This window comes from Pedobacter petrophilus (assembly GCF_009674725.1).
In the GTDB taxonomy this organism is placed as follows: Bacteria; Bacteroidota; Bacteroidia; order Sphingobacteriales; family Sphingobacteriaceae; genus Pedobacter; species Pedobacter petrophilus.
Window position 1 is genome coordinate 26234 of sequence record NZ_WKKH01000040.1, and the last position, 13617, is coordinate 39850.

A 13617-nucleotide genomic window follows, 5' to 3' on the forward strand; every position below is an offset into this window, starting at 1 on the left:
TGTTGTGCCTTTATTTACGAAACCATGTTAAAGAAAATTGCTTTACTCTTACTCTTAACCCCGCTCTCCATCGGCCTTTTCGCACAGTCTAACGACAATTTTAAGTTTACACCAGAAAAAGCTTATAACGGTAAACCCTTAACCATTTATTACAATCCAGCCGGAACTTCATTATCTGGTAAGAAAGATGTAAGGGCTGTTGTTTATCAGTATATCAATTATAAATGGAATGCAGTTGACTTGAAGTTTAAAGCAGAAAATAAACAATGGAAAGCCGATTTCAACATCCCGGCTGACTGTGGTTTGCTGGGTTTTAAGTTTATCGCCGGAGACTCCGTTGATAACAATAAAAACCTGGGATATTTTATCCTCATGAATGATAAAGACCGCGAAAGTGTAATGGCTCCCGGAGCTTATATTGGTTGGGGATATGCACGTTCTCCGCAATATGGAAAAGATATTCCGGGCTATATCAATTTTAAAGGGATAAGTGATACTGCAACCTATCATTGGTTAAACCAGGAAATATCCTTCAATCAAAAATCTAAATCTTTACTGGCTTTAGATTATGCAAAGGCACTAAAGGCTTACATGGGGGAAAGTGCAAAGCCTAAATTAGATTTAGCAGGTAAATATTTAAGCCGCCCTGATGCGTCTGAAAATGATTTACTAAATGCAAGGTACATTTATCAACACCTCACTGGCGAAAAAGAATTAACTGATTCTTTAAACGATGTATTGAAGAAAAGATTTCCTAACGGAAGTTTAGCTCGCCTGGCCGCATATCGTAAAATATCTACCTATAGAGATCTCGATTCTGTTATCATCGTATATGCAAAATTTTTACAGGATTTTCCTGAATATAAAACAAATGTTCAGTTTGATGCCGCTAATCGCATTATTTACGGTGTAGTTTACCAAAATCTGATGGTATATGGCGCAATGAAAAATAGCAAAACAGACTATGTTGCTCAATACACCGATTCTATATCTTACAATTTTCTTCCCACAATCTATTATAAGTTAATTGGAATCGCCTATCATAGAAAAGAAGGCGATCTGAATAAACTGGCAGCTTACTCAGATCTGTTAGTAAAAAGGTTCGAATATTTTAAGCAGAACCGTCCGGAAAGTATGAGCTATTTATCGCCAATGGAATGGGCTAAAGAATACAGGCGGGTTTTTGTATCCAATGTTTCTGCTGTACATATTGGGCTCTTAAACCATAAAGGAAATTATCAAACGGCTTTAAAATATGCAGAAGAGGCTGAACGTGAATTAAAGTATAGCAATGCTGAAATTAATAATGAATATGCAATTGCCTTAAAAAAACTCAATAAATCAGAAGAGCTGGAACAGGTACTGGTAAAAAGTATGTTCAATAATCAGAGTTCTACAGAAATGATTGCAATGCTGAAAGATATTTATGTGAAAAAACATAAATCAGAAAAAGGTTACGATGCTTATTTCGAATCATTAAAAAACCCGGCAAACCAGAAGCATAATGCGGAAGAAGTAAAAGCGAGTATGATTAAAAAGGAAATGCCAGCGTGGAGTATGAAAGATTTAAACGGAAAAACCGTTAATTCTGCCGATTTAAAGGGTAAAACCGTCATTCTGGATTTCTGGGCTACCTGGTGCGTGCCTTGTAAAGCATCTTTTCCGGGAATGAAGCTAGCTGTTGAGAAATACAGGAACGATCCAAATGTAGTGTTCTATTTCGTTGATACAGAAGAGCGTGGCGAAACTTATAAAGCAGAAAATGCGAAGTATATTAAAGATAACAACTATCCGTTTAATGTGCTTTTTGATAATAAGGTTGCAGGTGAAAAAACAAATTCTGAAGTTTTTAATAAAATCTGCAAAGCATTTACCATTTCTGGTATTCCACAAAAATTGATTATTGATAAAAATGGTTTTTTGAGGTTCATTTCCATCGGTTTTAATGGAAGTGCTACAAGTTTGGCTGATGAGATGTCGAATTTAATTGAATTAACTAAAACTGCTGATTAATTATGAAGAAGATTACATTATTATTTGCTTGCATCACCAGCTTTGTTAAACTGGCAATGGCCCAAAGTTTTTCTAATACGGAAGTAAGCTTTAAGTCTCCGGATAATAAAATTACCTATGGAGGAACATTATCAGTGCCAACTGGTAATAAAAAATATCCGGCTTTGATTTTTATTTCAGGAACTGGTAAACAAGATAGAGACGGCTTAATGGCAGGCCACAAAGTTTTTTTAGAAATTGCTACTGAACTGGCTAAAAATGGATATGCAGTTTTAAGGTTAGATGATAGGGGAGTAGGGAAAACTTCAGGTACTTATGAAGCAGCAACTACAGCAGATTTTGCTAATGATGCATTATTGGCTGTTCAATATTTAAAAACCAATAAACAAGTCAATACAAAAAAAATCGGCTTTATTGGCCATAGTGAAGGTGGTGCTATAATGTCTATTGCAGCACCACAAAGTAAAGATGTACGCTATTTAATCAGTCTTTCTGGTTTGGCAATGAATGGTTACGACGCGTTGATGTCACAAAATCAAAAAATAGTAGCCGAATCTCAGTTGCCGGATTATGATAAGGCACGTTCAAACGATATTAATACATTGATGTTTAATGTTGCCTTAAAATACGCTGATTCTACCAATATGGAGGAGAAGTTGAACGAAACTTACAAAGCCTGGAAAGCCAAAGATGATATTTATTTTAAAACACTTAATGTGCAGTTTGATCACTTCAGGTTTCCCGTTTACAGTTTCGTAAACTATGCTATTGGTCCCTGGTACAGGTATTTTATTAAATACGATGCTCAAAAAACAATGTCGAAAATTAAAGTGCCCGTTTTGGCCATTAACGGCGATAAAGACAATTATGTAATCGGCGAACCCAACCTGCAGAACTGGAAAAATTACATCGCTGCGGGTGGAAATAAAAATGTTGAAACGCATTTATTAAAGAATGTAAATCACCTTTTAATGCCTTGCGAAAAATGCACGCAGGCAGAAACGCAGACATCAAAGAATTCAGTATCTCCGGAAGTTTTAAAAATTATAATTACCTGGCTTAACAAAACAATTAAATAATGAAAAAGATAGCTATTCTAATTTGCTTTTTAGCAATAATAAGCCTTGGTGCAAAAAGTCAAATACTTAAACCGGTTAAATGGTCATACGCGGCTAAAAAAACCAGTGCTACAACCGCTACAATCTATATTAAGGCAACTATAGATCAGGGTTGGCATCTTTACTCGCAAACGATTAAAGAAGGCGGGCCTGTAAAAACAACTTTTACTTTTCCGGCTGGAAAAGGATACACGCTTGTGGGTAAAACAATAGAACCAAAAGCAATTACTAAGAATGAGCCAGTGTTTAAAATGGATGTGAGTTTTTTTGAGCATTCGGCAATTTTTCAACAAAAGATAAAATTAACGGACAATAACGTCACTGTAAAAGGAACGGTTGAGTTTATGACTTGTAACGACAAGCAATGTTTGCCTCCGGAAGAGATTGAGTTTAGTGTTGTTGTTAAATAAAACTGATTAAGAATGGTTTTTTTAAAAAGACTTTTAATTATTAGCTTTTTTATCAGTGCAATGATTTGTAAAGGCTACGCACAGGACAGTACATCGACTGATGATTTGGTATTTACAGAAATCCAGTCAGATGTGGTCGATTCAACAGTGAAACCAGCCCAAAAAGAAGATGCCAAAACTGTTGCAGCAGTACCCGGAGGTAATTTTGAAGTGGTGAAGATGCAATGGTATATCCACAATATACTGAACGTTATATTCTATTAGGTTATTTATTTCTCATTCTAATTCTTCACAGTGGAACCTGTGAAGAATTAGTAATTGATTATTTCAAAACTATATTTTCTTCCCTATCAATCCGTAAAATCTTGTCGCAATCATCGGGATCAAAATTAATTTTGCTTTTTGCGGCAACTGAAAATGAAGATCATTTTTGCGATAATGATGCCAATAATTTATCCAGGTTATCGATGCTCATTTTAAAGCCTGGTTCAAAGCCCATTTCAATCATTTTTTCTAAACGGGCAAGTGATTCATTTACGATGGTGATATTTACTTTGGTGATGCCATTTTGCTCACTGAAATTATAATCCCAGGAAGAACCTGGCAATTCCGGATTTTCATCTGCATCTGCAAAAGAATTATACATCTTAAAATTAGTTTTTGGAGTAATGGAAGTATATTCCTGAATTGACCAGCGCTCCAATCCTTCCGGACTTACCGTCGCATAAAATCTTCTTCCGCCAACTTCGAAGTTCAAATATTTCGTTTTGGACGACCATGGTTTGGGCGCTACCCATTGATCCAGGAGTTCTGCTTTTGTAAAAGCATCCCATACCAATGGCAGTTCGGCATCAAATTCTCTGGTAATGTATACCGTTTTTTCAGGTTTATTAACGGTAGATTCGAATAATAGGTTAGTTTCCATAAGGTTTATTTTTTAGATTGGGTTTTCATGTTTAATAATAATTCATCCAGCTGATTGAACCTGGTTTCCCAGATTGCCCTAAACTGCTCCAGCCATTTGTCTATCTCTTTCATTTTATCCACTTCAAGTGAATAATAGATTTCTCTACCTTGATGTTCCTGTTTGATCAGTTCGCATTCTGTAAGTATTCGCAGGTGCTTTGAAATAGCCTGTCGTGTCGTATTAAAATTGTCGGCAATAGCATTAGGCGTCATTGCCTGTAGCGCAATTAAAGCAATGATGGCTCTTCTTGTAGGATCGGCTATTGCCTGAAAAATGTCTCTTCTCATTAATAAATGCTTTATGTGAAACTATTCGGTTGCAAATATATGCGCAACTATTCGGTTTCGCAAATTTATTTTCCTTTTGTTTATATATAATTGTGCAATACCTCAACTGAAATTCGCAAACGGCTTTGCATGGTCTGGTTAGATAGATATTAATGTCGCTTGCAGGGCATTAACCCGTTTGCATTTAAAGCTGCTCCACATTCTTTTCCTTTGGCTAATCCTAAATACGTTGCATATAGCAATAACCGTAACAAGTACGTTGTTAAGACTGATTTAACAATCGCTTAATATGGGGAAGCTAGTTTTGGATTGTAATAATGATGCACATTCCAAACGACAAGCAGCTTCTATCAGCAATCCAGAAAGGGAATCAGCAAGCTTTCAGGCAGGTTTTCGACATTTACTGGAAGAAGCTTTATTCCATTATACAATCCATTATCAGGGATGAGGAAACTACAAAAGATATCCTGCAAAATACATTCATTGCTTTTTGGGAAAGAAGGTGCAGTTTCGTTGTGGAACAATCGCTATTCCCTATTTTGGTTAAGATTGCCAAAAATGATGTAATAGATCTCTTCAGGAAAAATAAAGTAAGGCTGGCATGGGCAGATGAACTTACAGCGGAATTGCATACTTCTTATGCAGCAGATGCGGAGTATATAGCAAAGGAGCTAGGAACGGAGATTGATGCTGCAATAGTAAGCATGCCTGTAAATATGAAACATTGTTATCAGTTGAGCAGACACCACGATAAATCGATCAAAGAGATTGCAGCAGAACTACGGCTTTCAGAACAAACCGTTAAGAACAATATTTCTGAAGCTTTGAAACGCCTTCGTCATCATATAAAGTTAATCGAAAGTTAACATTCGCTTAAAGTACTTTTTTGTGATTTGAACGCTTTGTATGTGAATGAAGCCAAACAATAAAAAGTTTTTAATGGATCAATTGTCAGATTATCAGTCTGGTACGATGAACAGTGGGCGCCGTGAGATAGTTGATAAATGGTTTGGAAAACAGAACAGGGTTTCCCCAGATATTTTGTCAGATAATTTAGGTGATGAAATTTTTGATGTCATTAACAAAAAGATTCCTGTTAATAAGCCGAAAAGAACGAGTTTGTTTTGGGCTTGGTCTGTTGCCGCATCTCTTCTGATTTTTTTCGCGGCAACTCTACTGTTTTTAGGTAAGGTATCCAGGTCACGGGATCCACTAAGACCTGCGGCCTATACTACCTATCTCACAAAATCCAGGCCACGTCATTTAATCTTGGAAGATGGAACATCTGTTGACCTAAAGCCCGGCTCGCTTTTTCGCGTCATGGCTGGCTTGAACAAATCTTCCAGGCGCCGTGTATTTTTAGATCGTGGAGAAGCATTTTTTAAAGTCAAGAGAGATCCTGCGCATCCATTTATTATATCCAGCGGAAATTATAAGACCACCGTTCTTGGTACTTCCTTTATTATCAATACGAATTCTTTAAAGAAAACCTATACCGTATCTGTTAAAACCGGTAAAGTTAGGGTAGAGCACCAGGTTGGGCACACTTTCCGCATTTTAAGTGCGGGGCTAATTAAAAATCAGGTGTTACACTATGATGAGTTGACCCGGAAAACGCTCATTACAGGTGGGGAGAAGGTGCGCCAGACAGGCAAGGAAAATTATTTGACTACCAGTATAGAGCAAAAAACACTTATACAAATTGGAGCGCTTATTTCAAAAGCATTTGGTGTAAAGGTTGATGTACGGGAGCAGGCTGTCCCTGTAAAATATACATTAGAACTAGATTATTATAATCTGGAACATACCCTGAATAAACTGGCCATGCAGACGGGGATACGATATGAATTAAATGGTCATTCACTGCTTATTATTCCTGGAAAATGACATAGACTAAAAAATATAAAAGCCGGATTTCTACTGCAATAGAAACCCGGTTGACGGACTTGCGCTGTAGCAGCACAATCCAAGCTCAATTAATCCCGAAAAATCATTTAAGCAAATAAATATGCAATATTATTACCGTTTTGTAAGCATTCCTATAAGAAAAATTTTGTTTTTGGCCCAGTTGCCAATAATGTTATTAGTATTCCTTTTTAATAATGTGGCCAATGGCCAGTCTACCGATGCTTCCATCAGGGGCCATGTAACCGATGAGAAAGGTATGCCTGTTCCCGGTGCATCCATCATCGTGAAGAATGAATCCACCGGTTTCCGTACAGTTACCGCCACCAATAAAGAGGGTGGGTATTCGCTCATACAATTACCCCTTGGAAAGCCTTACAGTATAACAGTAAGCTACATTGGGTACCCCAAGCAGGTTAAAGGCGACCTGTCTTTAAATCAGGGCGACAATATCGTAGCGGATTTCCGTATGAGTGAATCCAATACCCAACTTAATGAAGTGAATGTAAGTGCGAATACTTTAAGCAAGCGTATCGACAGGCTTGGCTCCAGTACGGCGATTACTGCACAGAATATTCAACAGTTACCCACCCAGAACAGGAATTTTAATAACCTTTCGGCACTTGCCCCAACAACAAATGGTACAAATATTTCCGGTCAGCGTGCTTCTTCAACCAACTATCTGATCGATGGTGCCAGTGCCAGGAACAACCTTACTTCGGGCGCAATTGGGAGTGGCCCTTATTCGCTATCACTAGAAGCGATCAGGGAATTTGAGGTTGCTGCAAATGTGTACGATGTAAGCCGGGGAAGAGAAGGTGGGGGTACGGTTTCGGCGGTTACCAAATCAGGAACAAATACCTTTACCGGATCAGTTTTTGATTATTACCGCTCAGATTTTTTGGCCAGTCCATATGACATCAGGGGAAATAAACGGGAGCAGAAATTTACCACCAATCAATACGGATTTAGCCTTGGAGGGCCGATCATCAAAGATAAGCTTCATTTTTTCACAGCGCTTGATCGTCAGGATGAAACCATGCCATTTTTCATTGCCGATATCCGGAATGATGCAGACCAAATCAGCCTGGGTATAAGCAAGGGTGCATTGGATAGTGTAGTTAATATCGGTCGTGCTAAATATGGATTAGGCTCCGGACCACAGGTTGGAGAGTTTGAAAGAAAAACCCTTGCCAACACATTTTTTGCAAGGATAGACTGGCAGATTAATGATAAACACAGGTTGACCATCCGCAATAATTATTCTGACTGGGTAAATCCGGTCAGTAACAGCGATAACTCCAACATTAATCTTTTTGAAGTTTGGGGCGATTTTAAATCAAGGGAGAACAGTACACTGGTATCATTGCGGTCTCAGTTTAGCCCATCATTTTTAAATGAATTTAAGGTTCAGTACCAGACTGCAAAACGTGATTACCTGCCCAATAGCGAACTTCCGGCGGCAAACATTCCAAGAGCGATTGTAACTGTACGATCCACCCTTCCAAATGGCACATTGGGCAATAGGACGGTTCAGCTGGGAGGACAGCGTTATTTTCCGGAAAACAACCTGGAAAATCAGTTTCAACTGATCAATACCTCCTATTATAATGTAGGTAAATACAAATTTACGTTCGGTACTGATAATACTTTAACTTATATGGATACCTATCTGTCAAGTGAGCAGAACGGACGTTTTATATTTAACAGCCTCACAGAATTTGATAACCTCAATGCTTCCAGGTATGCAAGAGAAGCGCCCATTGATGGAATACCGACAGTACAGCAATATTTATTGAATCTATCATTGTTCGGTCAGGTGGAATTTGATTTGGCAAAAGATATAAATGCCATGTTTGGTGTGCGTTATGATGTTACCAGCTTTCTTACCCATGCGGATTACAATCCGGTAGTAGAACGTACGCTTGGCCTGCGTACCGATAGCAAGATCACGGATGCCGGCAAAATCCAGCCACGGTTCCAGCTAACCTGGGACATCAATAATGAAAAGAAAGATATCATCCGTTTGGGCGGTGGTTTATTTTCATCTTATCCGGTAAACTATGCACAGGTTAATAACATCCAGAATAGCGGAACGAAAGTCGCTTCGATCGATGTATCCAGGCCCGCTACAGGCACAAGCCTTGTTCCTGTTCCGAACTTCCCCAGATACCGCCAGGATCCTACCTCATCACCCGGTATTATTGCTGGTGTACCCTATGTTTCTACGATCAATCTTAATGATCCTAACTTAAAGATGCCTTCTACTTTTAAAGCCAACTTAAGTTATAACAAAATTATTGGCGACAGGTTAAGACTTGGATTAAACCTACTTTATTCATACACCACAAATAATTATGTATACCTGGATAAAAATATGGTTGATAATCCATATTTCACCCTGGCAGGTGAAGAAAACAGGGGAGTGTATGTTCCCGCGGAATCAATCACCTCTTCAGGGATTACCAATAGTGTTTTAGGTCGAAAGACAAATGAAGTGGGAAGGGTATTAATGCTCACCAATGGCGCTACCCTTAGTCAGAAGGCCATGATTCTGGATGCAAGCTACCGCTACCTGAAAGATGGCTACATTAATGTAAGTTACACACTGAATGACGCCAAAGACAATTCATCTTATAATGGTAATGTTGCCAATACTTCAACTTTCCGGCCGGTAAAATCTGATCCGCGTGACCTTTCCCAGGTGGTATATTCAGATAATCAATTCAGAAATAAATTAGTGGTTTATGGCAGCACCCCAAGCTGGAAAGGGTTTTCAATGGCTGCAACTTTCAGGGGAATCGGAGGAACACGCTATTCGATGACGGTTGACGCTGATATTAACGGTGATTTTGTAGGGGGGCCGGGTAATGATAATGATCTGGCTTTTGTTTTCGATCCGAATAGTCCAACAATCAGCGCAGCGAACAAGGCTTCCATGGAAAAAGTATTGGCTAACCCAGACAACCGGGCTAAAGAATATATCTTAAAAAGCCTGGGCAAGATTGCGAACAGAAATGAAGGAATTAATCCATTTTCAGGAACCTTTGATCTCCGTGTTCAAAAAGACTTCAAAACCTATAAGAACCAGAAGCTGACGCTGAGTTTTGATGCGTTTAACTTTGCTAACCTGCTTAATAAAAAGTGGGGAGTAAACTATAATCTCGGCGATCAGACATTGCTTACCGTTAACCGGTTCAATCAGGCAACTAAACAGTATGAATACCGGGTAAACGAAAATGTTGGGGTTACCCAGGCCGCCGGAACGCCGTATCAACTTCAGATAGGGGCCCGTTACTCTTTTTAAATATTTTGACTATTATAGATGGATTCACGTAGAGATTTTATAAAAAAGGCAGCCCTGCTATCAGGGAGTGCTGCCCTGGCAAGCGTATTGCCTCCTGCCATTCAGCGGGCGCTTGCTATTGACCCGGCTAAAGGGAGTACGTTTTACGATGCAGAACATATCGTTTTCCTAATGCAGGAAAACAGGTCTTTTGATCATGCTTTTGGTATGATGCAGGGCGTGAGGGGATTTAATGATCCCCGTGCCATCAACCTGCCAAACCAAAACAAAGTCTGGCTTCAATCTAATAAAGAAGGGGAGACCTTTGCGCCATGGCACCTGGATATCAAAAATACTAAGATTGCCTGGATGGGCTCTACGCCACATAACTGGACGGATCAGACAGATGCGAGAAATGGTGGGAAATACAATCAATGGCTGGACAATAAAAAACCATATAAAGCTACCTATGCACACATGCCGCTAACCATGGGCTATTGCAAAAGAGAAGATTTTCCGTTTTATTATTCACTTGCAGATGCATTTACCGTTTGTGACCAGAACTTTTGTTCGGTTATTGCCGGTACCCATCCGAACCGGTATTACTGGATGACCAGTACCGTGAGGGAAAGCAACAAGCCTGAAGGTATTGCACACCTATGGAACATCAATAATTATGATAAGCCAACACTGAACTGGAAGACATACCCTGAGCGGCTGGAGGAAAATGGCGTATCGTGGAAGATCTATCAGAATGAGCTGACCATGGGGTACGGACTCAACGGGGAATCAAGCGCCTGGTTGAGTAATTTTGGTACAAATGTAATGGAATACTTTGAGGCCTATAACGTAAGGTTGACGCCAACGGCTATTGCGAACCTTCAGGAGAAAAAGGAAATGCTATTAAAGCAGATTGAAGATGCATCGAAAGAATCGCTTTCAAAAGAGAAGGAAATCAAGCTGGCTGCATTAAAAAAACTGCTGTTGAAAACCGAAGCTGATCAGCAGAATTATAACACAGCCAGTTATGATCAGCTATCCCAGAATGCAAAAAACCTAAATAAAAAGGCTTTCAGCGTAAATACGGGAGATTCTGATTTTCATGAACTTACGGCTATGAAATATGATAATAAAGGGATAGAAAGAGAACTAAATGTTCCAAAGGGGGATGTCCTGCATCAGTTTAGAAAAGATGTAGACCTGGGGACACTGCCAACGGTTTCCTGGTTAGCAACACCAGCCAATTTTTCCGACCATCCGGGAGTGCCCTGGTTTGGATCATGGTACGTAAGTGAGGTAATGGATATTTTAACTAAAAATCCTGAACAATGGAAAAAGACCATTTTCATCATGACTTATGACGAAAATGACGGTTATTTTGACCATGTGCCGCCGTTTGTGCCACCACATCCTTTTAAGGAAAATGCGGGTAAGGTATCGAAGGGACTGGATACCAAAATGGATTATGCGGCGAAAGACCAGCAGACCAATCCATCAATGAAGGAAAGCAGTATCAGGGAAAGCCAGATCGGTTTAGGCTACCGGGTGCCTATGGTAATTGTATCGCCATGGAGCCGGGGAGGTTATGTTAACTCTGAGGTATTTGACCATACTTCCTCGCTTCAGTTTCTGGAGAATTTCATCAGTAAGAAGTTTGGTAAAAAAGTAGTTGAAGAAAATATCACGGCCTGGAGACGTACAGTCTGTGGTGACCTCACCTCCGTTTTCAGGCCATTCAACGGTGAAAAGATTTCTTATCCCGAACCTTTGGAGAAGAAGCTTTTTATGGAAAAGATCTATTCTGCAAAATTTAAAGATCTTCCAGATAATTATAAAGCGCTTGATGCTGCGGAAATCAAAACCATAAACCAGAAGCATAGTGGATCAACGTATTTTCCTCAACAGGAAAAGGGCATTCGATCTGCCTGTGCGCTGCCTTATGAATTATATCTTAATGGAAAAGCCTCCGAAGATCAGTTTAGCATCAGTTTTGCCGCAGGAAACGACATTTTTGGAAAGCAGTCTTCAGGAGTTCCTTATATTGTTTATGCAATCAATCCTTATCTGGGAGAATTGCTACACGTTAGGGACTATACGGTTTGCGCAGGAGATACCCTTGAGGATAACTGGAAGATTACCGGTTTTGAAAATGGAGCGTACCACCTTCGTGCCTACGGTCCAAATGGATTCTTCAGGGAATTCGCAGGTAATAAGGCATTTTCCAGCCTGTCCGTAAGATGCAAATATGAGCTGAATAATTCTGGTAAGCCATCTGGTAATTTAATTGTTGAACTTGAAAATTCTGGTTCAGAATCCCTGGAAGTAATTATGAGTGATGTCGCTTACAAGGCGCCTGACCGGCTTCTGAAGATAAAGGCAAAAGGAACTGTCTCAGCTATTGCGGATCTTAGTAAAAGTCACAACTGGTACGATTTCCGTTTAACAGTAAAAGGACATGAGCAGTTTATTGAGCGCTTTGCCGGGAGGGTTGAAACTGGTAATGAAACTAAAACTGACCCGTTGATGGGTGGAATGATCTAGTGTTATAATTTTTTTAATAACGCTACCACGTAATATAAAGCACATCACACGTAAGCTTGGTTCCTTTAACTAAAGCGATTTCATATTATAGCCAGTCAAACAAAACTTTGACTGGCTAATTTTTTAGCTATTGATAAATAATTCATCAATAAAACGCTCTCGTAAGCTGCACAGAACCCATCGCTGGTACAGAATTACATCGATTTAAGTGAAGCCAAAAAGATAACAAGCTGGCGACAGATATTGATGCTATTTTTCAGCAGTTAAGCTCCATGTACGACGACCTGAAACAACTTTTTCCCGGTCGTGGAAAACGAACTGATGAACTTCCACAATCCTGATCTGAGTTATAAATGCCCTCCACTGACATTTAAAAGTACCTCGGAGCCCTAAATTGGTGCTCCGAGGTACAAGAAGGTAGCTCTGAGGTAGAAAGATGTCGCTCAGAGGTAATAAGACAGAGCTTTGAGGTACAAGAAGGTAGCCCTGGGGTAGAAAGATGTCGCTCAGAGGTAATAAGACAGTGCTTTGAGGTACAAGAAGGTAGCTCTGGAGTTGAAAGATGTCACTCAGAGGTACTAAGACGAAGCCCTGAGCAAGAAAATGTAGTTTTAGGGTACAAAAAGGTGCCTTAAGAGTAGAAAGATGTCGCTCCGAAGTATTAAGACGAAGCCCTGAGGTAGAAAAAGGTAGCTCTAGGGTACAAAAATGCATCTTAAAAGTAGAAAGAACTAGTTCGAAGGTATTAAAATAGTACGTTTTGGCTGCTTGGATGTAGCGCTTAGATAGCGTGAATAGAGATTTTATGACCATTGTTGTAAGATTGCTTCGTCGGCTGAAAAAGCCTCCTCGCAAGGACGACGAGGTGAAGGAAGAATCGTTTTCGAAGAATACATAACCGCCTCGTCACCCTGAATTTAGTTCAGGGCCTATTTACAAATAGATGCTGAATCAAGTTTAGCAGGGCGACTCCTCAGAACTGATTTTGAAACACCACCAGGGAGGCCTGCGTCCAATGTCATTAAGTTAAGTGTTTAAATATCTGATTACCAACTATTTGACTTGTTTTTATGGGTTTATTTTCTTATAT

The 13617-nt window shown here is 39.5% G+C and carries 10 protein-coding genes; 8 read left to right on the forward strand and 2 right to left on the reverse strand.

The window, feature by feature from the left end:
- Positions 1–24: 24 nt before the first annotated feature.
- From GJU39_RS18740 to GJU39_RS18755, 4 genes are read left to right on the forward strand one after another with little or no spacing between them, the layout of a single operon-like run.
- Positions 25–2013 carry a TlpA family protein disulfide reductase gene (locus GJU39_RS18740; RefSeq protein WP_154282531.1) on the forward strand — a complete coding sequence of 663 codons (1989 nt, stop codon included), beginning with the start codon at positions 25–27 and terminating at the stop codon, positions 2011–2013.
- Positions 2014–2015: 2 nt separating this feature from the next.
- Positions 2016–3092, forward strand: coding sequence for an alpha/beta hydrolase family protein (locus tag GJU39_RS18745; protein ID WP_154282532.1), 1077 nt, complete (start codon positions 2016–2018; stop codon positions 3090–3092).
- Entirely contained in the window at positions 3092–3541 is a 450-nt protein-coding gene (locus tag GJU39_RS18750; RefSeq protein WP_154282533.1) for a protein-disulfide reductase DsbD domain-containing protein, read from the forward strand. The genes GJU39_RS18745 and GJU39_RS18750 overlap by 1 nt, the downstream gene beginning before the upstream one ends.
- A gap of 12 nt (positions 3542–3553) precedes the next feature.
- Positions 3554–3805 (forward strand): hypothetical protein, encoded by a 252-nt coding sequence (locus tag GJU39_RS18755; protein ID WP_154282534.1) that lies wholly within the window; start codon positions 3554–3556, stop codon positions 3803–3805.
- 160 nt (positions 3806–3965) lie between these two features.
- Here the strand turns inward: GJU39_RS18755 and GJU39_RS18760 are convergent, their stop codons facing one another.
- A complete protein-coding gene (locus tag GJU39_RS18760) occupies positions 3966–4466 on the reverse strand; it encodes an SRPBCC family protein (protein WP_154282535.1) in 501 nt (166 codons plus the stop codon).
- Between the two features lie 5 nt (positions 4467–4471).
- Positions 4472–4795 (reverse strand): ArsR/SmtB family transcription factor, encoded by a 324-nt coding sequence (locus GJU39_RS18765; RefSeq protein WP_154282536.1) that lies wholly within the window; start codon positions 4793–4795, stop codon positions 4472–4474.
- A gap of 317 nt (positions 4796–5112) precedes the next feature.
- Between GJU39_RS18765 and GJU39_RS18770 the strand changes: the two genes are divergently transcribed.
- From GJU39_RS18770 to GJU39_RS18785, 4 genes are all read left to right on the forward strand, one after another.
- Entirely contained in the window at positions 5113–5661 is a 549-nt protein-coding gene (locus GJU39_RS18770) for an RNA polymerase sigma factor (protein ID WP_154282537.1), read from the forward strand.
- 73 nt (positions 5662–5734) lie between these two features.
- Positions 5735–6682, forward strand: coding sequence for a FecR family protein (locus GJU39_RS18775; protein ID WP_167515720.1), 948 nt, complete (start codon positions 5735–5737; stop codon positions 6680–6682).
- Positions 6683–6872: 190 nt separating this feature from the next.
- Positions 6873–10007 (forward strand): TonB-dependent receptor, encoded by a 3135-nt coding sequence (locus tag GJU39_RS18780; RefSeq protein ID WP_245228016.1) that lies wholly within the window; start codon positions 6873–6875, stop codon positions 10005–10007.
- An 18-nt stretch (positions 10008–10025) separates the two neighbouring features.
- Entirely contained in the window at positions 10026–12527 is a 2502-nt protein-coding gene (locus GJU39_RS18785) for a phosphocholine-specific phospholipase C (RefSeq protein ID WP_154282540.1), read from the forward strand.
- Positions 12528–13617: the final 1090 nt, after the last annotated feature.